The organism is Microcoleus sp. MOSTC5 (assembly GCF_036701825.1).
In the GTDB taxonomy this organism is placed as follows: domain Bacteria; phylum Cyanobacteriota; class Cyanobacteriia; order Cyanobacteriales; family Microcoleaceae; genus Microcoleus; species Microcoleus asticus.
Genome location: NZ_JAUBRK010000016.1, coordinates 85,509 through 106,073 on the forward strand (window position 1 = coordinate 85,509; position 20,565 = coordinate 106,073).

Below are 20,565 nucleotides of genomic sequence, written 5' to 3' on the forward strand. Positions count from 1 at the left end.
ACAGCCAGGGCGGTGCAGGTTGTACCGACACTGCTATCTGGCGGGCCGCTCAAAAAGGCGGCATAAGTTAGGTAAATGAATTTTCAACCACGTCTTCGAGCGCAGGTATTTTTAAGGATTTTCAAGATGGTGACTATCTCGAATGACTCCTCTGTTAAGGACAATCGACGAGTGTATTCTCCTATTTCTTTGCGGGGAACTGATTGCAAGATTAACTCCCAAGTTTCGCTGGCAAGCCTGACTTCCTTCCGAGTCGGCGGCCCTGCCGAGTGGTACATTGCTCCCCGCAGTATGGAGGCTTTGCAAGCGAGTTTTGCCTGGGCTGACTCTGAAGGGGTGCCTGTGACTCTGCTGGGTGCGGGTTCTAATTTGTTGGTGAGCGATCGGGGTTTGTCCGGTTTGGTCGTCGGCACTCGCTACCTCAAACAGGTGAATTTTAATCCAGAAACAGGTCAAGTTACAGCCGGGGCGGGGGAGTCAATTCCCCGCCTCGCTTGGTTGGCGGCTAAACGGGGCTGGAAAGGCCTAGAATGGGCAGTCGGCATACCGGGCACCGTGGGAGGGGCTGTGGTGATGAATGCAGGTGCTCACAGAGGCTGTACTGCTGATATTCTGGTCAGCGCTCGCGTCCTATCCCCTGATGGCAAGGTGGAAATTCTGACTCCCCAAGAGTTGGAGTACCGCTACCGGACTTCGGTGCTGCAAGGAGGCGATCGGCTAGTAACAGAAGCGACTTTCCAGTTGCAGCCGGGATTCGACCGATCGCAAGTAATGGCAGAAACTAATGACCATTTCAGCCAGCGGCGGACTACTCAACCTTACCACTTACCGAGCTGTGGCTCAGTCTTCCGCAACCCCGGCCCCAAGACGGCAGGTTGGTTCATCGAACAAGCGGGACTCAAGGGATATCAGATCGGCGGCGCACAAGTAGCTCAGCGCCATGCTAATTTTATTCTTAACTGCGGGTCGGCAACGGCCAATGATATTTTTCAAGTGATCCGCCACGTTCAACAGCAAGTCGAGCAGCGGTGGTCGCTGTTGTTGGAGCCAGAAGTTAGAATACTGGGAGAGTTTCCCTTCTAAGGCATCATTGAAGTAATACGGAAACGGCAGACTGCCAGCCCACACACCATCACAAAGTAGTTATGACAAAATCAGGACAAGGATTTGGCTTCGGCCTGGGAAAAATGAAAGAACTGACTGAAGCTTTCAAAAAAGCTCAGCAGGTTCAAGAAGGAGCTAAAAAGCTTCAAGAAGAGTTGGATGTAATGGAAATTGAGGGAACTGCCGGCGGCGGCTTGGTCAAGGTTTTTCTCAGCGGCAACCAAGAACCCCGCCGCGTGGAAATCTCGCCGGATGCCCTCGGTGAAGGTGCTGATGTGGTTTCTGAACTCGTCACGGTGGCGATGCAGGATGCTTACGCTAAGTCTACGATGACGATGCGGGAGAAAATGGAAGAACTCACCGGCGGACTGAATCTCCCCGGTTTCGGTTAGTCATTAGTCATCAGTCATTAGTCATCAGTCATTAGTCATTAGTCACTGGTGATGGATGTTTAATAACGGCTTGATAGCTAATGACTGGTTGATTGGTATGAAGCAGGAAACATTGGTAATTGGAAGGAAAAATTTTCTTTCCTCTTCCTTCCAATTACCAATTACCAATTACTAATTAATAATTACCAATTACTAATTTAATGTCTTATAAATTATTGTTTGTATGTCTCGGAAATATCTGCCGATCGCCCTCAGCAGAAAATATTATGAATCATTTAATTGAACAAGCTGGTTTGAGCGCTCGCATCACCTGCGATTCGGCCGGAACTGCTAGCTATCACATTGGCAGCCCCCCTGACAGGCGGATGGCATTGGCGGCGCGGAAGCGAGACATTGAATTGTTAGGCGAAGCCCGCCAATTTACCAGGAAAGATTTTGAAAATTTTGATTTGATTCTGGCGATGGATCGGGAGAATTATCGCAATATTCTTGCTCTGGATGCTACAGGAAAGTATAAAGATAAAGTGCGACTGATGTGCGATTTTTGCCAGAAATACGACCTTAAAGAAGTGCCAGATCCTTACTACGGCGGCCCGGAGGGATTCGATCGAGTAATTGATTTGCTGCACGATGCTTCCGAGGGTTTGTTGGAGTACGCGATTGCTGAAGAAAAATTAAGACTTGACCGCCAGCAATCTATTTAAAAAAGTGCCTTTTTTCGCCCGAATATTAGCAATGCTGTAGGGGGGACAACGCTAACAAAACTCGTAACTAGGGAGATCAGAGTTGTTCCAGCTCCCCCTCCCAAGATGATACTGGGTGACAAAGAAAAAGTTAAACTTGTTAATACAAATTTGGGAGAATTGATACTCAAAGCAGCAATTGGCAGCAAAATAGATGGATACCAAGGCATTAACCAAGGTGTAGCAAACAAAAACAAAGTGAGAGTCGTCCATCCAATATCTAATACCAAATTAATTTCCGAGTCATTTTTGCGTAAGAATGATTTAATCAACGTCACTGCATAGTAAACTATCCAACTTAAATATGCAAAATATTTGAAGAATGATAGAATAATTTCCGTGGTTTCAACACTTACATTGGGCAGAAAATTCAGAAATAAATTGAGAGCATGGTGAAACGATCGAGCAGTCGCCCCGGCGGCTCCGGGATTTAACAGACTTCTCCAAGCTGAAACTGTTGGCAGAAACGTATAAGTTATCACGGCGACAATTAATAAAGAAAGCAAGACTGATGCTACTATATCTTTCCACCGACGCTCCTTGCATAGGAAAGCAAAAACTAAAGGCAACCAAATTATAGGTAAGGTTTTTACTAGAAAACCCACCCAAATTGCTAAAATTGCAAAAACATAACGTTGATAATAAATACATCCTATTAAAACAATCAATGTATTAGCAACTAAAACGTCAAGGTGAGCGTTAGTTATTTGCTCGTTCAATAGCATGGGATTGACTAAATAGGCCATTGTTATGAGGTTACGATTTTCATAACTTGTTAGCAACCGCCAAATTAAATAAGCATTGAGCGCGTGTACCAAGACGCAGATGATTTTAAAAATATAAACTGCTAGTAAAGGGCTAATTGGTACAGCCAATGCTGATACCGAAAAAAAGAATAGAGAAACTGGGCCGTAGGTAGAAGTTTGCAACCAGTGGAGAAAGGGAGATAAGTTAGAAACGAAGGTATCGGAACTATTAAGATAAGGATTGATGTTATGTAAGCTCATCGCTCCGTAATGCAAGTACAAATAAATGTCACTGCTTTGGGGATAAGCTATGAGCGCAAGTGCCAGAAAGGGGATTGCATACTTGCAAATTTCTAGAAAGCTGGAACTTGTAGGTTTTTTTTTATCCAAACAATATATGTAACTGTTGCTATCAAGTAGGAACCGTTAATTAGAAGTCGGATGAGACTGAAACCGTTGGTAGGGAAATCGTTATAGTTTTCTCCACCCTGTAAAACGCTGTAAAATTTGGTAATTCCCATTGATGTCGTGGCTATACAGAAAATTATGGAAGCTGCTAATGCGATCGCATATAGAATTTTCGGATTTTTTAAGTAATTGTTAATCATGCTGTTATTCATGTTTGTGTGACAATTGCAGGTGATTTTATTGGGCGAGCGAGCGTTGGCGGTTATCTGACTAAATGGTGTTCCATCGCAAAGCGAACGAGTTCTGCTCGGTTGTTGCTGTCAGTTTTTCTGAACAAGCTGCTGACGTGCTTTTCGACAGTTCGAGGGCTGAGGTTGAGTCGGGAGCCTATTTGAATATTAGAAAGACCTTCTGTCAGCAAATCTAGCACTTGTCGCTCTCGCTGCGTCAAAGTCGGAGCATTTTGGCTGGGAGATGCCCGTGAAGCGGAGCTATCCCGTAGGGAATCGCCTGTATTTGACTTTTGAGTTAAAAAATCCGCTTCTGGCTTGCCATTGGCTCTGCTGCGCGCCTCTGTTGGCGTCGTTTCGGGTTCCGGGGAACGAGAGGGGGCCTGAGCGATTAGAGCGTAGCGATCGAGCAAAGAGCGAATTACCGCCCCCAATTCTTGGAGTTCAAAAGGCTTAGCCAGATAATTGTCGCACCCCATCTGATAGCCGCGAATCCGTTCCTGCGTGCTCGTGCGTTCCGTCAAAAAAATCACCGGCAGCAAGCGGAAAGCGGGACGAGTCCGAACTCGCCGCACGAATTCGTAGCCATCCATCTCGGGCATTGTAATGTCCGTAACAATCAAGTGGGGCTGAAATTCATCTACCAAGCCTAAAGCTTCTTTGCCGTTCTCAGCAGGGATTACAGAGTATCCGGTAATTTCCAGATAATCGGTAATCGACAAGCGAGTCGCGAAATCGTCGTCAGCAACCAGAATCGTCAAGGGCATGAGGGGAATTTAAAAATTAAACCTTAAAAATTAAAAGTGACTAATTTCACTTTTAATTTTTAATTCTACTGTTTAATTCTGTTTATAACTTGCTGTTAAAGTAGCAGGTTGCGCTAATGTTCCCTCCAAAGCTACGCCGCGCCCGTTGGCTGCCAAATGCCGCAGAGTTTTGTAAATTGTCTCGATTTGCTCTGGCTTTCCTGCTTTTTTGGCTATTTCTGCGACAGACAGAGGTTTTTGGGCGTCTTTGATCACTTGCAGTACCCGTTGCTGCAAGTCCAATACAGCAGCGGCCGCTTTTTTGCCTGCTTCGACACCCGGTTGGTGATAGGCATTGACATTCACCAAGGAACCGTAAAAACCTACGGCTCTTTCGTAGAGGGCGATTAATGCTCCTACTGTCCGAGGGTTGACTTGGGGAATTGTGACCGTAATGGAATCTCGGTGATTTTCGTACAAGGCTTGTCTAGTTCCCTGCAACAAACCAGACAAATAATCTCCGGATGTGACGCCGGTTTCTACTTCAGGGGAAATGCCTTGCCTGTCTTCCAACACTTCGATAAATGTTAGGAAGAAATTCGGCACGCCGTCTCGCAGTTGCTGGACGTAGGCGTGTTGGTCGGTGCTGCCTTTGTTGCCGTAAACTGCGATTCCTTGATGAACTGTGTTGCCGTCTAAATCTTCCTGTTTGCCGATCGATTCCATGACTAATTGCTGCAAGTAGCGGCTGAACAATAGTAGTGAATCTTTATACGGCAAAACTACCATATCTTTTTCGCCCCGTCCGTTGCAGGCAAAATACCAACTCATGGCTAAAAGGGCGGCGGGATTATTTTTAATGTCGGGAATTCTGGTAGCTTCGTCCATAACTTTAGCGCCGTCGAGCATGGCTTGGATGTCGATGCCTTGCAAAGCTGCTGGCAAAAGTCCTACTGCTGAGAGTTCCGAAGTGCGTCCTCCCACCCAGTCGGCCATCGGGAAGCTGGCAATCCAGCCTTCGGATTTGGCTAATTTGTCTAGTTTGCTGTCTGTTCCAGTGATGGCAACTGCCTGTTTGGCGAAGTCGAGTTTTTGAGCGGCGAAGGCTTTTTGAACTTCAATCATGCCGTTGCGGGGTTCGGGGGTGCCGCCGGATTTGGAGATAGTAATTACTAGGGTACTGGCGAGTTTGTCTTTAATTTTGTTGAGGACTCGATCGATCCCAGCCGGATCTGTGTTGTCAATAAAATGAATTGCTAGGGGCGGAATGTCTGGGGATAAAGCTTCGGCGACAAATTGGGGGCCTAGGGCCGAACCGCCGATGCCGATCGAAATTATGTCGGTAAATTGCGGAGCAAAGGGCGGTTTAATATCGCGGTTTTGAACTTCCTTGACAAATCGTTCAACTTGTGCTATGCCTTCGACTATTTCTTGTTTTAATTCTGGAGTGGGAGCTAAATCGGGGTTTCGCAGCCAGTAATGGCCCACCATGCGGTTTTCGTCGGGATTGGCGATCGCACCTGCTTCCAAAGCTGCCATGTCTTTGAAAGCTTTGTCAAATTTGGGCTTCAGTGCTGCTGCGAAAGCGTCGTCGAATCCCATGCGGCTGATATCGAGGTAAAGTCCCAATCCCTCGTTATAGTAAAGCCAGTCTTGATAGCGTTGCCAGAGTGCTGCGGCGTCCATAGGAATTCTCTACAATTTTTTTAATGTTCGATCGGCGTCGTCAGGAATCCACCAATTGTAGTTTAAAACGATCTGATGTACGGCTTTTGCAGAATCCCAATAAATTTAAGCATTAATGGTCTGAAGGCAGCCGGAACAGAAGGCAGTCAGAGCATTCGGCAGAACTAAACAAGAAAAATATGAGTTGCACAACACTCTTTGTAGGTAGATCGCCCATTAATGGCAACACCCCATAGATAGATCGAAGCAACACAGAGATTTAAGTGTAGTCGGGGTTGGGCTTTGGGCCCTGGTTTAACAATATTCAAATTCGGGCGATCGGGCTCTGTAAAATAAGCATTGCGGTCAGGTTAAATATACTTTTAGGTGTCACTCAATCATCGGCTAAAAATATAGTTAACAACTGTTAACAATCAGAAGTGTAGTATAATATACAGATATTAGAATTTAAGTGCGATCGACTATGCTTGCTCTATCTCCCGAATTAAAAGAAAGGTTAGCAACTCCGCTCAAAATCGGCGATTTTGAAGTTAAAAGTCGCGTCCTGCAATCGCCCTTATCCGGCGTTACCGATTTGGTATTTCGCCGCCTGGTGCGCCGCTACGCGCCGGATTCGATGATGTACACGGAAATGGTGAACGCTACGGGTTTGCACTACGTGAAGCAACTGCCGAGAATTATGGAAGTTGACCCGAACGAGCGCCCGATTAGCATTCAATTGTTTGACTGCCGGCCGGATTTCTTGGCAGAAGCGGCGCAGAAAGCAGTGGCAGAAGGAGCGGATACTGTTGATATTAATATGGGCTGTCCGGTTAACAAAATTACTAAAAACGGCGGCGGATCTTCCCTGCTGCGAGACCCGGAAACGGCCGAGGCAATTGTGCGGGCAGTTGTGGAAGCGGTAGATGTTCCTGTCACGGTTAAAACTAGGATTGGTTGGACTGACAAAGAAATTAATATTTTGGAATTTGCGAAGCGGATGGAAGATGCGGGAGCAAAAATGATTACCGTACACGGCCGCACTCGATCGCAAGGCTACACCGGCCCGGCAAAATGGGAGTGGATTCGCCGAGTCAAAGAAGTTTTATCGATTCCAGTTATTGCTAACGGGGATATTTTTTCAGTGGAAGCAGCGATGCGATGTCTGGAAGAAACCGGCGCAGATGGAGTGATGTGTTCGCGGGGAACTTTGGGCTATCCTTTTTTGGTGGGAGAAGTTGATTATTTCTTGAAAACTGGTGTGGAAAAGATACCTCCGACACCAATTGAACGTCTCGAATGTGCTAAAGAACATTTGCGGGCTTTGTGGGAATATAAAGGTGAAAGCGGTGTCTGCCAAGCGCGCAAGCACTTAACCTGGTATGCTAAGGGTTTCCCCGGCGCTGGGGAATTGCGGGGCGTGTTGGCTGTGGTAGAAACCGTTGAACAAGGTTGCGATTCGATCGATCGCGCGATCGAGCAATTGCCCGCATAAACCTTACCCGCAGATGTCAACTAGGGGTTACAGAAACAAAATTCACCTCTGCGGGCTAAGATTTAAGACACAGTTAAAAATTTGTGTGTGGGGGAAAGCATGGATTCCTTAAAAGGCCGAGATTTATTAAGTCTGGCAGATTTAAGCATTGACGAATTAAATTATTTGCTGGATCTAGCAGCCAGTTTAAAATCGGGAATGGTCAAGCTGAAACGCAATAAAGTTCTCGGCTTGTTATTTTCCAAAGCTTCAACGCGAACGCGGGTAAGTTTTACGGTGGCAATGTATAAATTGGGAGGGCAAGTGATTGACCTCAATCCCAACGTTACACAAGTCAGCCGCGGCGAACCTTTGGTAGATACAGCCAGGGTTTTAGACAGATATTTAGACATTTTGGCGATTAGGACTTTCGAGCAAAAAGATTTAGCAACTTTTGCTAACTATGCGAAAATTCCTGTGATAAATGCACTGACAGATGACGAACACCCATGCCAAGTGCTGGCGGATTTACTGACAGTAAAAGAGTGTTTTGGCAAGTTGGAAGGGGTGACTTTGACTTATTTTGGCGACGGTAACAACATGGCAAATTCGCTGATGTTGGGCTGTGCAATGACCGGGATAAATGTCAGAATTGCTTGTCCTGAAGATTTCTCCCCGAATATTGAGATTGTGGAAAAAGCTAAGGGAATTGCTCAGGGAAAAACAGAAGTTACTGTGACTGCTGATGCAGAAGCTGCTGCTAAAAATGCTCAAGTGATTTATACTGATGTTTGGGCGAGTATGGGACAGGAAGAGGAAGCAAAAATCAGGATTCCTTTGTTTGAACCCTATCAGGTAAATGAACAATTGCTGAAGTTAGCAGATAAGAATGCAATTGTATTGCACTGTTTGCCCGCACACCGGGATGAAGAGATTACCGATGCAGTGATTGAAGGCAGTCAATCGCGCGTTTGGGATCAGGCAGAAAATCGGATGCACGCTCAGCAAGCTTTGCTCGCAAGCATTCTGGAAAGCGATTAGGAATTAGCAAAAGATTAGTCTGTCGGGGGATCAAATCGACCTGCTCGCTACTTTTTGCTGACCGCTTCCGTTATCATTTCGTTTGAACCAGGATTATTTGCAACCAGCCTGTAATTATCCGTTTCAACCATGATTAATTGCAATCTCTTAAGTAAAAGAAATGAATCACATCAGTACGACAGACTTACTCGAAAATCTCAAATGGCGATATGCCACCAAACAGTTCGATCCAGCCAAAACAATTGCTCCAGAAATCTGGACAGCTTTAGAAGATGCGTTAGTGTTAACACCATCTTCTTATGGGCTTCAACCTTGGAAATTTCTGATTATTACCAGCTCGGAACTTAGAGAACAGCTCAAGCCCCTCTCCTGGAATCAGTCACAGGTTACTGATTGCTCTCATTATGTCGTGTTCGCGATTAAAAAGAATCTCACTGCCGAGGATGTCGATCGCTTTATGGCTCGCACTGTCGAGCTGCGGGGCGGGACTGTAGAGGCAATGGCAGGATATCGGAGTCTAATCGTCAGTGACTTGGTTGATGGTGGCCGCAGTTTTAATATCAATGACTGGTCAACGCGCCAAACTTATATTGCACTGGGCAACTTTATGACCAGTGCTGCATTGCTTGGTGTTGACACCTGTCCAATGGAAGGAATTGAACCTGTCAATTACGATCGTTTGTTGGGTCTTTCTGCAAAAGGCTTTACTACCGTCGTAGCTTGTGCGGCTGGCTATCGCTCTGAAGCAGATAAGTATGCTTCACTCGCAAAAGTAAGATTCCCTAAGTCAGAAATCTTAGAAACTTTATAGAACCCATTTGGTATCTTCTTGAGCGAACTATATGGTTTTGAGGGGATCGTTTTACCAGAGGATTTAATACCAGAGTCAGGACTTTAAGCTAACAGGCATCAAACCAGATACAACCTAGATACCTCAAAGGCTTGTGAGACAACAAAAAGATCCTAAATGGGTTCTATAAACCCGGGATACGCTGTAAGTCGATCGCAATAGTGCCCTCGGTGCACCCTAAAAAGATATTAAGAGGCTCCGAAATTCACTTTTGTGACTTCACCTGCGACAACATTAACAGTTTGTTGAATTTGACTTCCATCAACTTTCAACTGATAAGTTCCCGGAGAAAGCTCGATCGCCCCAAACCATCCTTTACCATCCGCCCGCAGTTGACGCACTTTGCCAGCGGCATCGATCGACTGCAATGTCAAGTTAGCACCGTCGCAAGTTCGATCGCAGCGGTGCAAATTTCCGGCGATCGCACCTGCAGTCGGCCGCGACTTCCAAGGCATATCGGGAACCGCTGCTGCTGTCGCCCACACAGGCTGAGTTTCATAGGTTTTGCCCGTCGCAGCATCAACGTATTGACTCGGCTGCGAAAGCGCGGTGTAAAACAAATCGTTGCTTTGGGGAACGTATTTCCAAGGCTGGCGGGGCAAATCACCGCTACCGCCCGATCGCAGTTCCACATTCGTGTACACGTTGCTGCTAGCGTAGGAATACAGCACCGTACCGGCTACGTGATTTCCTTTTGCAGAGGGATCTTCGGCGCGGCGAACCTGCGCTAGGGTGTCTTCAATGTAGTTGAGGTAATTGCCGGGGCCGATCGCAATTTGGCGGTTGTACTGGTGGTCTTTGGCGAACTCGATCCAGTGGTCATAAGCGAGTTTTTGCGATCGTTTGTACTCGCGCTGGTAAGTCATCGGCATCGCCATGTCTACGATCCCTTCTTCCAGCCAAGCGCGCCAATCTTGCAATACTTCTTTGTAAGGCTGCGTTTGATACCACCCTGCATCGTTTGTTGGGCCGTCTCCCCAGGCGATCGTGGCGGCAGTAATTTTAACGCGCGGTTTAATCGCAAGGCTTTCTACATAAAGCTTCCGCACTAAATTTGTCACCTGTTCGCGCCGCCACTGCATCCACGCGGGATCGGTGGGTGCGGGTTTGCCCGATCGACCTGTTTGCTGATTGAAACGGGCGATCGCAGTCGGATTGTAGCCCCAAGTCGGCCCGCCGTAGCGCACGTAATCCAACTGTACGCCGTCCACATCGTAGCGCTTCAGCAAGTCCAAATAGACGGAAACAGTATAATCTACGGCGTCTGGATGGCCGGGATCGAGATAGCCTTGGGCTTCCCCACCGTAAGTCAGCATTGCCCAATTGTCGCTGCCCGGGGCCGAAGGCCCGTGTTGTTGCCAAACGTGACCGGCGGGAAGTTTGGTGCCCGAAACCACTGGCAGCGTCACCATCCAAGCGTGTACTTCAATGCCTGCGGCGTGGGCTTTGTCAATCACATCTTGCAGTGGATCGAAACCCGCTGGAACGTTGGGATCGAGGGTGCGGGGTTCGATCGCACTCGTGTAAAAAGCATCGCCACGGCGGCGGACTTGGGCGACGATCGCGTTGGCATTTGCCCGCTGCGCGTCTGCGATCAATTTTGTGACTTCTTGAGGGGTTTTGAAGCCAGGGTTGAAGGCGTCCACCCAGAATGCGCGAAATTCGGCGGTTTGGGTTTGCGGAGGCATAAGTGCGATCGCGCGGTTCGGGAACCAGTTTGATAACCAACCAGGAGTCAGCAGAAAACTAATTGTTAAGCCTATCAGGAACCAGCTTGACAAAAAGAATGTTTTGGTATTTCGCATCAGAAATGTGTGAGAGAGCGTTTAACAGTCCTTTACGGACTTTTGGTTTGAGCGTCCGCTTGATATTTTCGCACAATGGTACATTAAGTGGGCAGATCGGTAAATAGTTGAGTAATACCGCTGGGAGAGTCGAGAATGAGATTAAAATTGACCTCGGCAAAATGGGCGATATTTTCCGATCTTTCAATATAGCGGTTGAGCCAGTAAATTGAATCCGCTACACCACTTAACATAGTCTTACAGGCTAAATAGGGTTTTAATGATTTTCATTTTGGCTGTATCAATGCCGCATTCAAGTTTGGAAATTGGACTGAGGGTTTTCCACTTGCCTTTATTCGCGGTGAAGATAGCATCGGCTGTTTTTTCGGCATCAATATTTTCAAATCCTCCTATTTTATTAGTGTATAAGTAATTGAGACGCTCGAAAATCTCATCTCTTGATGCACGTTTCACACTAACTGCTTCAGGCGGTGGCGGCAGTGGCGGTGGCGGTGATATAGAAAATACTTTACCAATCACATCTAATCTCGCCTTAGTCAAACCACATTGTAACTTAGTCAGGGGGTTGAAATCTGACCATTGCTCACGGTTAGAATCTACAATTTTATTTGCCGTTTCAACGGGTTTTACATTCTTCCAATTATGCTCTTTAACTAAGTATTTAAATACAGCTATAATAGTATCTTTTGATGCTGTACTCAGATTGACTTGGGGATTTGCTTCTCGCGCTAAAATCTTCGCTTGTTCAATATTTGATGGTTTTGGGTCAATGACAATACACCATACTAAATCTAACTTGGCTTGTTGAGCTACAGCATAGACAAAGTGATTGCTCACAACTTGATACTGATAGTCGCCTGTTTCTTTAACGATAATCGGAATCCAATTGCGATTACCTGCTTGCAAGACGGCTTCGGCGGCTCCGGCAATGATAAACTCTGACTCAGAGCAGAGTTCGGCTGACTCAATTTTAGATAACTTCAAGTGCATTAACTTACCGATGTTCTCAGAATTACTCATACAAAAAATACTCCTTCGCTAATTTTAAGTAATATTCAGCGGCTTTTTTGTGTTGAAAAACCGCTGGTTTTCGAGAAAAAGCTGCACTTGAAACAACTTCATATTCTGGAACACTGAATATAGTTGTGTCAATCACCGTTTTTATAGATTTAGGCCAATAATAGGGTAACAAATTAGAATCGAGAATATAATTATCTCCTTTCTTCAGTGTAAGAATTGCTTTAATTTCTGCATTTGCTCTTTTGATTGAAGCCTCGCTTTCTTTATGTTTATTGAAAAATATCGGCAAGGCAATAGGGCCACCGTCCTGCCTAAGCTTCTTAACTTCAGGTAAGAATACTTTAATCACTTTAGCAGCATTTTTTAAAGATGAAAAGTTATTGTGTTCTGTTGGCATGAGGATTACATCGGAAGCTATCACACAGCTTTTACTAAAAAAAGTCCAGTTCGTAGGTGCATCAATTAAGATGTAATCATAATTACGAACAAAAATCTCAAGCAAATCTCGCAGCCTTGCTGAACCTTTCTCAATTTGTGCTTCATAATCATAAGCCATGAACTTCGATAATCCTGAATCAGATGGGATGACATCAAATACCTTAACTAATAGACCTGCTTTATCCTTCAGATTAAATGCTTGAAGAGTTTCTTTAACATTCAATGCTTCATCAACCAGGCAATCAGATAATTTGACTTTTCCCTCCTGTAAGCCTAATGAATCGGTTAAATCTCCTTGTTGTGGATCGAAGTCAACAACAAGCACTTTTTTGTGCTGTTGTCGAAGAATCGCAGCCAAGTTGATTGTCGTTGTAGTTTTTCCCACACCTCCCTTATCATTATAGATGCAAATTGTTAAAGCTTTGGGTGTGTTTTCCAGCAAGTTCTTAATTTTAGTAATAATTTCAATGATATTATCTTTGGTTATCCTCATGCAGTCAGTAGCAGGCAATACGATTTTACCATGTTTGCGGAATAGCTGGATATCTGTTGAGTTAGTGATCATACCCCATTGAGATGTTTGGCACTTAGGAGCAAGAAGATAACCTGTTATCTGTTCTTTAGCTTTTTTGTACGCGGGAGTACCTTCGGCTAAGTTAATGATGGCATTTCCTGATACTCTCCCTTTAACTTCAATGATTAAGTATGGGTTAATCTTAGCCACTGAAAATTTCTCATCATCGTGATTCTTGCGAGCAGCAAAATCAGCAGGCCCTCTCCCTGTTTTAAACTGTTGTACCCACTCATCAGAGCTGAAGCCAAGTGCATTTAGAAGGCGTTTGACAAATCGATCTTCGACTTCTGGCTCTTCTGCATTCTCTGAAATACTATCTAAAACTACATTCCAGTTGATAGTTGTCATCATTTAGACCTAGATACTTAAGTAAAATCATAACGCTTGGTTTGAGTTTGTGTCATCGTTAGCTACCTCCCGATATAGCTATACGAACAGTCAACATACTTTTGGATAAGTTATATATTTTCGAGTGCGCTTGACATTTTTGCACATCGGTGCAATTTTGGGCGACAATACACTGAACTGGCGATCCTCTTCGAGGGCTTCGCTAACGCACTTTTTGAACAAATGATAGTACCGCACTTTCAAACGCTAGCCCTTCCGGGTAACAGCTACTCAACAGCAAGCAATTTACTCGATCGAGTAGATGGCTGGCGCCAAGAAGCAACCCGAAAGTTGCAGCAAAGCCAGAGAGGAGAAAAGGGACAATTTTTAACACCTTCCTCAGTCGCAAGTTTGATGGCGGGAATGTTTGAATTTAACTGTCCCGATATATCGCTTTTAGATGCCGGTGCAGGAATTGGTTCGCTGTTAGCAGCAGTTGTTTGCGAACTTTGCCAGCGCCCAAACAAACCGCACAGCCTTCACGTTACAGCTTATGAAATTGACCTTATTTTGATACAATACCTGAAGCAAACTTTAGAATTATGCAGTATAGAATGTCAGCGTTTTGGGATATCTTTCACCTGTGAGGTTCGCGAAATTGATTTTATTCAAGACAGCGCCGATATGTTGCAGCCAAATCTATTTACACAGCCAGTAAAACGGGAATTTACCCATGCAATTATCAATCCTCCCTATGCCAAGATAGACGCTAAATCCCAAGCCCGAACCTTGCTGCGTTTTATAGGACTAGAAACCAGCAATCTCTACGCTGGCTTCACAGTTGCTGCCGCTCACCTGCTCAAACCAAACGGTGAATTAGTGTCGATTACTCCCCGCAGCTTTTGCAACGGTTTATACTTTCGAGATTTCCGCAAAGTATTCCTTCAAATGATGGCTTTACGCCAAGTACACATCTTTGAATCCCGACAGTTGCCATTTCGCGATGATGCAGTGCTGCAAGAAACTATTATTGTGCGCGCCACCAAACAAATAGAACAGCCAGATACTGTACTAATTACCTCAAGCAGCAGCGTAGGCGACGACCTGGTTTTGTCTCACCAACTGCCCTATACCGCCCTAATTAATCCCAAAGATTCCGAGCAATTTATTCGGATTTTACCGGATTCTGTCAGCCAGAAAGTAGTCGAGCAAATAGCTCAATTTACTTGCAGCCTAGAGGAATTAGGCTTAAGAGTTTCTACCGGAAAAGTTGTAGATTTTCGTGTTCGCTCTGACTTGCGCCTAAAACCTGAAAACGGTACAGTTCCGCTGATTTATCCCGCACACTTCTCGGCTGGCGGTGTTGAATATCCCACCGCAACGAGAAAGCATCAAGCTTTAGCTGTCACGGAAAAAACTGCTGCACTCCTCGTACCTAACGAACATTATGTGTTGAGCAAGCGCTTCTCCTCAAAGGAAGAGAAAAAGCGAATTGTTGCAGTTGTCTGGGATGCAAATAAAATTAATAGTTCTAGCGTTGGTTTTGAGAACCATTTGAATTACTTTCACCAACAGGGACGCGGATTAGACCTCACCCTGGCGCGCGGATTGGCCGTTTATCTAAATTCGAGCTTGGTAGATGCGTTTTTCCGACTGTTCAACGGACACACTCAAGTTAATGCTACGGATTTACGCAATTTGAAGTATCCTAATCTTGAGCAATTACTTTTACTTGGTAGTGAAATTGGAGAAATATTTCCTACACAGCGGGAGCTCGATAAACTTGTCGAAAGAAAAGTGCTGAACGCGACGAATCCGTTAGAAAATAGTCCGATGACAATTAAGAACCGTATTGATGAATCTCTAGAAATACTTGCAGCGCTCGGTTTGCCAAAAGGTCAGCTTAACGAACGTTCCGCCTTAACCCTTCTGGCTTTGCTTGACCTCAAGCCAAAGGATGCTTGGGAATTGGCAAAATCTCCACTTCGGGAAATCACACCAATTATGGAATTTATGGAGCAGCAATACGGTAAAAAGTATGCGCCAAATACGCGGGAAACTGTGCGCAGCCAAACGGTGCATCAGTTTCTCGATGCAGGTTTAATTGTTGTTAATCCCGACACTCCTGAACGTCCGGTGAACAGTCCAAAAACTGCATATCAGATAGAAGAAAGTGCTTTGGAACTGCTGCAAACTTATGACTCTTCTGACTGGAATAAGAATGTTCGGGCTTACCTGGTTCATTTTAAAACAGAAAAATTTTTGCAGGCTTCTTCCAAAAATGAAAATATTTGTGAGCCAGAATGATGCTAAAATACACTATTTATATGGCAGCCGCTGGCATCGGAATGGCATATACTGTGATGCCAGGGGTTGAATTGACCGGAATTGTCGATCGCACTCAGTAAATCAAATAAGTAACTAGGTAAAATATCTCTGCAATGGAAAAAAAGCATAACGCTGGATTGTGGGTATCAGTATTATACTTCGCTCAAGGTCTCCCTTACACCGTCGTTAATTTAATGTCGGTGATTTTTTTGAAAGGTTTGGGAACCAGCAACGAATTGATCGGATTGACAAGTCTGTTGTCTTTTCCTTGGGTTTTAAAAGGTTTGTGGGGCCCGGTAGTTGATTTGTATTCAACTAAACGCAAGTGGATTTTAACAACCGAAATCATTTGTGCTTTTCTGTTTGCTTTCCTAGCTTTTGGTGTATTGACGCCGGCACCGATTATTATATCGCTTGTTATCTTTACGGCGATCGCATTTGTATCAGCTACTCACGACATCGCCATTGACGGATTTTATTTAAACACTCTCAATAAAGACCAGCAAGCCTTGTTTGTCGGGGTTCGCAACACGGCTTATAGAGGTGCTGTCATTGCCGGTAGCGGTGTATTGGTGTTCTTAGCCGGGAAACTAGCCGAACAGCATTTAATCACCGGAAATACAGGCGACACCAAAATATATCAAGACATTCCGCTGTCACTTTTTGGTTCTGATTTTAGCGTGTCTGCGCTGAACTACGGATGGGCGACAGCCTTTGGCATTTGTGCGATTATGTTTGTGCTGATATATCTCTTTCAGCGGTGGTATCTTCCCTATCCTCGAAATTACGATCTGGAATCCGACACCCCCCAACAAACAACCAGCTTTATCGAAGCATTTAAAACTTATTTTCAGCAAGATAAAATTGGTTGGATTGTTACTTATGTCTTAATTTTTAGGTTAGGGGATGCCTTGACGTTTAAAATGGCTCCGCCATTTTTAATGGATAAGGTGGAGAAAGGAGGATTAGCAGTTTCTACATCGGACATGGGTCTGTTATCGGGTACGATCGGGGTAATATTTCTGTTAATAGGAGGGTTGCTGGGCGGCTATTTGATTGCCAAACAAGGATTGAAAAAATGGATGTGGCCGACGGCAATTCTGCAAAATTCAACTAACGTGCTGTATTGGCTGTTGGCAATCAATCAACCTGGGATTGAATGGGCTTATGCTGTAAACTCGATCGAGCAATTTACTTACGGACTTGGCGTAGCTGCCTATACAGTGTTCTTGATGCGGACTGTCCGCCCTGAATACGAAGCATCTCACTATGCAATTACAACGGCTTTTATGGCCGCAGGAGTGCTGATTCCGGGCGTTTTTAGCGGCTACTTGCAGGCGAATCTCGGCTATCAAAATTATTTCTTGATGAGCGCGCTGGCTGTGATTCCCGGTATGCTGACGATTTTCTTCCTGCCCCTAGAAGATGAGAAAAAATTAGCAGCTATGCCACGGCCTGGACTGGACGATTTCGATTAATCTCAAGTCCGATCGCTATAATTATCAGATCCGGGCGGGGCGGGTTTACTAATGTCTGCACTACTTTTTTGAGATGTCGGTGAACCCGCCCCTGCAGGAATATTGATGTTTTTAATCGTCGAATTAGTATAAATTCTGTGTGCTTGCGTTCAGAAGATAAAATAAGGACACAACATTGTTGTGTCCCTACCGAATATCTTTATTGCCAGCCGCCAACTAAATCGCAATAAAATCACTAGCTGTTAGCGGACTACTTGGAATGCCAGTAATACTGGCAAGAACTTCGCCGTTACTGGCCACTTCAATCGTCGTTATAAAATCGCCTGGAGTAACTTTCAGTTGGTTGAACGTCAAACCTCCGCTCAAACCGATTAAATCTTCACCCTTTTGAAAGTCTATAAATGTATCTGTACCGGCGCCTACTCCTAACACCAATACGTCGCGTCCAGCGCCACTAATTAAGAGATCCGCACCCTTTCCTCCAATCAGCGTATCGTTTCCTTCTCCACCGCTCAAATTGTCATCCCCTTTGCCACCGAATAGCTGGTCGTTGCCGACGCCACCGCTGATAATATCGTTGTCTTTGCTGCCCGTGAGAGTGTCGTTTCCCCCATTACCAATGATAATATCGTCCCCTGCAAAACCTGAGGCTGTATTGTTGGCATCGTCGCCTACTAAATTATTAATTTGGGATGGAGCCAGAGCCGTTTGCATTGCCAAAACGTTTGCTAAAAAGGAGCTTCCCGGAGCGGTTCTTAATTGTTCTAAACTGCTGCGCGATTCCAGCGATGTTGCCAAGGCGGGCAGTGCAAAGTCTAAGCCAGCTAACAGCTCTAAATAATCGGAATCTGTGAAAGTGAAATCAGGGCGGTTCAACTGGTCTACAGAGATTTCGGCCTGAGTTAAGCCGGGAGGAGGAGCAGTTAACAAACCGTTTTGGGTGTGCTTGTCCAAGACAAGTAGCGGGTTGATAATCGGGTTAGTAAATGTTTGAAGAATTACTTTTCCGGGGAGAAAAGCTTCTCCTCCCAAACTAACAAAATCGCCGCTAACTATGTAGTGAGTTACATTCTTTCCTGCCCCGGCTTTCTGCTTAAATGTATTGACGGTGTTCTGATCGACTCCGGGAGAATTGAAGGTGACAACATCTCCGATAGTAGAGGTAAATTCGGTGGCGGCTAGTTGCGTTATGGCGCCGCCTAAGCTGTGTCCGAGAAGGTCTGGTGGCAAGCGGCTGGGGTTTTTGGCTGTATCTTGACTGATTTCTGTCAACCAATTTCCTAATGCTTGTTTGTTGGCTTCAAATTGGTTAAAACCGGTGCCGCGCGGGTCTGCGTTGGCAATATCGTCTATGAGCGAGTCGGTGCCACGAAATACCAAAACAGGCGGTTTGTCTGGGGTGGTGGAAATTAAGCCGATCGCGTGAAATCCAGTCGTGGGATCGTCAAACGTGCGATCGATTTGGTAGCCAGCACCGCTCAAACCAGTTTGAACTAAAGTTTGAAACTCGGAGCTGTTATCTATGTAAGCAAGTTGCTTGGCTATAGTTTCGTAAGTGGCGGGGGAGGAGGGCATATTTTTTTATTTCCTGTCGTTAGATTGGGAATTAGTGTTTAAGCTACTTAATTAAGTTTACTGTAAACTCCGTTTATTAACAATATTAATTAGTCATATTGCGTGGCTTTGTAGGAGAATATTTAGCAGAGATTTTTTGTTACAAAAAACAATAACTCGCCCCGCTTGCGTGCCACCCAAACTACAAATTTTTCTCGCACAAAAGCTATACAAAATCTACCCGCGTAAGATCGCTGGCAACTACGCCTCTAAGAGTAGCAAGAATTTCCCCAGTAACCGGGATAGTAATTAAAGCTCCGTCACCACCTTCGGTTACTCTAATTTGAGGAAAAGTTAGACCCCGCGACAGTGCAATTACATCTTGACTATCTTGAAAATCTACAATCACATCTGCTCCGCCGCCGGATTCCAATACAAAGCGATCGCGCCCCGCACCGCCAATTAAAAAATCGTTGCCAAACTCGCCGGAAATCAAATCGTTTCCGTTGCCACCTTCGAAATAATCATTATCTCTGCCGCCGTACAAGAAGTCGTCGCCATCACCACCGGTGATGCTGTCATTACCTCGATTGCCTCTGAGAGTATCGTTACCGCGGTTGCCGATAATAGTATCCTCTCCAGCGCCGCCGGTAGCTGTATTGTTGCGATCGTCCCCTGATAAATAATTCGGTTGCAAGGGAGCTAAACCGTATTGCATTTGTCTGACTAACTGCACAAAAGAAAATTCTGGTGCTGTTCTCAAACTCTCTGCACCCGATCGGGTTCTGATGGCTACTGACACATTGGGCAGGGCCAAATTCATCGCAGCGATAAACTCGTTAAAATCTGAGTCGTTGTTATAAGCAAAATCGGGACTGTTTAATTGTTCTACGGAAATTTGCCTCTGCAAAAAACCCGCTGGCGGAGTAGTTAACAAATTTTCACTTCGATGTTTTGCCAAAACAGTTAAGGGATTAATACTCGGGTCTGTAAAACTTTGGATAAATACTTTCCCCGGAATAAATGCTTCGCCAAACAAGGTGACGAAATCTCCACTGACAATGTAGTGGGTGACATTTTTGTTGCCTGCCCTGCTGAGATTTCTCCGAAAAGCGTTGAATGTACTCGCTGACACTCCGGGAGAGTTGAAAGTAAAGATATCGCCGGTAATAGATGTGTATTCGGTCGCTACAATTTGAGCGACAGCTCCGCCCCAACTGTGACCGATGACATCTGGCAATAACTTGCTGGGGTTTTTAGCAGTATTTTGACCTATTTCTGTGAGCCAGTTTTTGATACTATCTTTGTTCTTTTCAAATTCAGGTAAACCAATGTCTCGGGAGTCGGAAAATATAGCGTCGCCGTCGATGAAATCTGTACCTTTAAATACCAGGGCTGGCGGGTTTTCGGGATTGGATGAACCGAAGCCGATCGCATAAAAGCCAGTTTCTCGGTCGTCGAATATGCGATCTATATAGTAGCCATTAGTATCTAGGAAACGCGAAACTTCATTTTGCGCGTTCGGTTTTTGATTTAAAAAAACAATTGACTTAGCCAGAGCTTCATAAACAGCAGGCGAGGCACTCATAATATTATATTTTGTGTTTGTTGGTATTTGCGATCGCTCAAGCTTGAGCTAAGT

Annotated in this window: 17 protein-coding genes and 1 pseudogene; 8 read left to right on the forward strand and 10 right to left on the reverse strand. The window is 45.1% G+C overall.

What is annotated here, in order from left to right:
• Window positions 1-126 precede the first annotated feature (126 nt).
• From murB to QUA54_RS11250, 3 genes are all read left to right on the forward strand, one after another.
• Window positions 127-1,083, forward strand: a complete 957-nt coding sequence (gene murB / locus QUA54_RS11240) for a UDP-N-acetylmuramate dehydrogenase (RefSeq protein ID WP_172185842.1) — start codon at window positions 127-129, stop codon at window positions 1,081-1,083.
• Window positions 1,084-1,145: 62 nt separating this feature from the next.
• Window positions 1,146-1,496, forward strand: a complete 351-nt coding sequence (locus QUA54_RS11245; RefSeq protein ID WP_006634273.1) for a YbaB/EbfC family nucleoid-associated protein — start codon at window positions 1,146-1,148, stop codon at window positions 1,494-1,496.
• 200 nt (window positions 1,497-1,696) lie between these two features.
• Complete coding sequence (locus QUA54_RS11250) at window positions 1,697-2,200, forward strand: low molecular weight protein-tyrosine-phosphatase (protein ID WP_333414698.1); 504 nt, start codon at window positions 1,697-1,699, stop codon at window positions 2,198-2,200.
• On the opposite strand, the gene QUA54_RS11255 is transcribed toward QUA54_RS11250, so the two are convergent.
• The 4 genes from QUA54_RS11255 to QUA54_RS11270 form a co-directional block, all read right to left on the reverse strand.
• The gene (locus QUA54_RS11255; RefSeq protein WP_333414699.1) at window positions 2,197-3,246 is read right to left on the reverse strand and encodes a hypothetical protein; all 1,050 of its coding nucleotides are present in this window, start codon (window positions 3,244-3,246) and stop codon (window positions 2,197-2,199) included. The genes QUA54_RS11250 and QUA54_RS11255 overlap by 4 nt on opposite strands.
• A gap of 92 nt (window positions 3,247-3,338) precedes the next feature.
• Window positions 3,339-3,593: a hypothetical protein gene (locus tag QUA54_RS11260; RefSeq protein WP_333414700.1), complete on the reverse strand. Its 255-nt coding sequence runs from the start codon at window positions 3,591-3,593 to the stop codon at window positions 3,339-3,341.
• 62 nt (window positions 3,594-3,655) lie between these two features.
• Complete coding sequence (locus QUA54_RS11265; RefSeq protein ID WP_333414701.1) at window positions 3,656-4,390, reverse strand: response regulator transcription factor; 735 nt, start codon at window positions 4,388-4,390, stop codon at window positions 3,656-3,658.
• A 72-nt stretch (window positions 4,391-4,462) separates the two neighbouring features.
• Window positions 4,463-6,055 carry a glucose-6-phosphate isomerase gene (locus QUA54_RS11270; protein ID WP_333414702.1) on the reverse strand — a complete coding sequence of 531 codons (1,593 nt, stop codon included), beginning with the start codon at window positions 6,053-6,055 and terminating at the stop codon, window positions 4,463-4,465.
• 463 nt (window positions 6,056-6,518) lie between these two features.
• Between QUA54_RS11270 and dusB the strand changes: the two genes are divergently transcribed.
• The 3 genes from dusB to QUA54_RS11285 all read left to right on the forward strand — a co-directional run bounded on the left by dusB (window position 6,519) and on the right by QUA54_RS11285 (window position 9,360).
• Window positions 6,519-7,529: a tRNA dihydrouridine synthase DusB gene (gene dusB, locus QUA54_RS11275; protein ID WP_333414703.1), complete on the forward strand. Its 1,011-nt coding sequence runs from the start codon at window positions 6,519-6,521 to the stop codon at window positions 7,527-7,529.
• Window positions 7,530-7,628: 99 nt separating this feature from the next.
• Entirely contained in the window at window positions 7,629-8,549 is a 921-nt protein-coding gene (argF, locus tag QUA54_RS11280; protein WP_333195759.1) for an ornithine carbamoyltransferase, read from the forward strand.
• Between the two features lie 160 nt (window positions 8,550-8,709).
• Window positions 8,710-9,360 (forward strand): NAD(P)H-dependent oxidoreductase, encoded by a 651-nt coding sequence (locus QUA54_RS11285; protein WP_333414704.1) that lies wholly within the window; start codon window positions 8,710-8,712, stop codon window positions 9,358-9,360.
• A gap of 227 nt (window positions 9,361-9,587) precedes the next feature.
• Here the strand turns inward: QUA54_RS11285 and QUA54_RS11290 are convergent, their stop codons facing one another.
• The 4 genes and pseudogenes from QUA54_RS11290 to QUA54_RS11305 form a co-directional block, all read right to left on the reverse strand.
• Window positions 9,588-11,204 (reverse strand): family 10 glycosylhydrolase, encoded by a 1,617-nt coding sequence (locus tag QUA54_RS11290; protein ID WP_333414705.1) that lies wholly within the window; start codon window positions 11,202-11,204, stop codon window positions 9,588-9,590.
• 92 nt (window positions 11,205-11,296) lie between these two features.
• Window positions 11,297-11,437, reverse strand: a pseudogene (locus QUA54_RS11295) (alpha-E domain-containing protein); the annotation flags it as partial.
• 4 nt (window positions 11,438-11,441) lie between these two features.
• Entirely contained in the window at window positions 11,442-12,224 is a 783-nt protein-coding gene (locus tag QUA54_RS11300) for a hypothetical protein (RefSeq protein ID WP_333414706.1), read from the reverse strand.
• Window positions 12,217-13,587: an AAA family ATPase gene (locus QUA54_RS11305; protein WP_333414707.1), complete on the reverse strand. Its 1,371-nt coding sequence runs from the start codon at window positions 13,585-13,587 to the stop codon at window positions 12,217-12,219. The genes QUA54_RS11300 and QUA54_RS11305 overlap by 8 nt, the downstream gene beginning before the upstream one ends.
• Before the next feature lie 219 nt (window positions 13,588-13,806).
• Between QUA54_RS11305 and QUA54_RS11310 the strand changes: the two genes are divergently transcribed.
• Together QUA54_RS11310 and QUA54_RS11315 are read left to right on the forward strand one after the other, a co-directional pair.
• On the forward strand, window positions 13,807-15,870 hold the full coding sequence (locus tag QUA54_RS11310) for an Eco57I restriction-modification methylase domain-containing protein (protein ID WP_333414708.1): 2,064 nt from the start codon (window positions 13,807-13,809) through the stop codon (window positions 15,868-15,870).
• Between the two features lie 134 nt (window positions 15,871-16,004).
• Window positions 16,005-17,369, forward strand: coding sequence for an MFS transporter (locus tag QUA54_RS11315; RefSeq protein WP_333414709.1), 1,365 nt, complete (start codon window positions 16,005-16,007; stop codon window positions 17,367-17,369).
• Between the two features lie 216 nt (window positions 17,370-17,585).
• On the opposite strand, the gene QUA54_RS11320 is transcribed toward QUA54_RS11315, so the two are convergent.
• Together QUA54_RS11320 and QUA54_RS11325 are read right to left on the reverse strand one after the other, a co-directional pair.
• Window positions 17,586-18,944, reverse strand: a complete 1,359-nt coding sequence (locus tag QUA54_RS11320) for a calcium-binding protein (RefSeq protein ID WP_333414710.1) — start codon at window positions 18,942-18,944, stop codon at window positions 17,586-17,588.
• Between the two features lie 205 nt (window positions 18,945-19,149).
• Window positions 19,150-20,511 (reverse strand): calcium-binding protein, encoded by a 1,362-nt coding sequence (locus QUA54_RS11325; protein ID WP_333414711.1) that lies wholly within the window; start codon window positions 20,509-20,511, stop codon window positions 19,150-19,152.
• Window positions 20,512-20,565: the final 54 nt, after the last annotated feature.

Coding starts and splice junctions, on each gene's coding strand:
- QUA54_RS11260 (WP_333414700.1), bottom strand. CDS start 3,593: ATGATTAACAATTACTTAAAAAATCCGAAAATTCTATATGCGATCGCA.
- QUA54_RS11265 (WP_333414701.1), bottom strand. CDS start 4,390: ATGCCCTTGACGATTCTGGTTGCTGACGACGATTTCGCGACTCGCTTG.
- QUA54_RS11270 (WP_333414702.1), bottom strand. CDS start 6,055: ATGGACGCCGCAGCACTCTGGCAACGCTATCAAGACTGGCTTTACTAT.
- QUA54_RS11305 (WP_333414707.1), bottom strand. CDS start 13,587: ATGATGACAACTATCAACTGGAATGTAGTTTTAGATAGTATTTCAGAG.
- QUA54_RS11300 (WP_333414706.1), bottom strand. CDS start 12,224: ATGAGTAATTCTGAGAACATCGGTAAGTTAATGCACTTGAAGTTATCT.
- QUA54_RS11325 (WP_333414711.1), bottom strand. CDS start 20,511: ATGAGTGCCTCGCCTGCTGTTTATGAAGCTCTGGCTAAGTCAATTGTT.
- QUA54_RS11290 (WP_333414705.1), bottom strand. CDS start 11,204: ATGCGAAATACCAAAACATTCTTTTTGTCAAGCTGGTTCCTGATAGGC.
- QUA54_RS11315 (WP_333414709.1), top strand. CDS start 16,005: ATGGAAAAAAAGCATAACGCTGGATTGTGGGTATCAGTATTATACTTC.
- QUA54_RS11250 (WP_333414698.1), top strand. CDS start 1,697: ATGTCTTATAAATTATTGTTTGTATGTCTCGGAAATATCTGCCGATCG.
- QUA54_RS11255 (WP_333414699.1), bottom strand. CDS start 3,246: ATGAGCTTACATAACATCAATCCTTATCTTAATAGTTCCGATACCTTC.
- murB (WP_172185842.1), top strand. CDS start 127: ATGGTGACTATCTCGAATGACTCCTCTGTTAAGGACAATCGACGAGTG.
- QUA54_RS11310 (WP_333414708.1), top strand. CDS start 13,807: ATGATAGTACCGCACTTTCAAACGCTAGCCCTTCCGGGTAACAGCTAC.
- QUA54_RS11245 (WP_006634273.1), top strand. CDS start 1,146: ATGACAAAATCAGGACAAGGATTTGGCTTCGGCCTGGGAAAAATGAAA.
- QUA54_RS11285 (WP_333414704.1), top strand. CDS start 8,710: ATGAATCACATCAGTACGACAGACTTACTCGAAAATCTCAAATGGCGA.
- dusB (WP_333414703.1), top strand. CDS start 6,519: ATGCTTGCTCTATCTCCCGAATTAAAAGAAAGGTTAGCAACTCCGCTC.
- argF (WP_333195759.1), top strand. CDS start 7,629: ATGGATTCCTTAAAAGGCCGAGATTTATTAAGTCTGGCAGATTTAAGC.
- QUA54_RS11320 (WP_333414710.1), bottom strand. CDS start 18,944: ATGCCCTCCTCCCCCGCCACTTACGAAACTATAGCCAAGCAACTTGCT.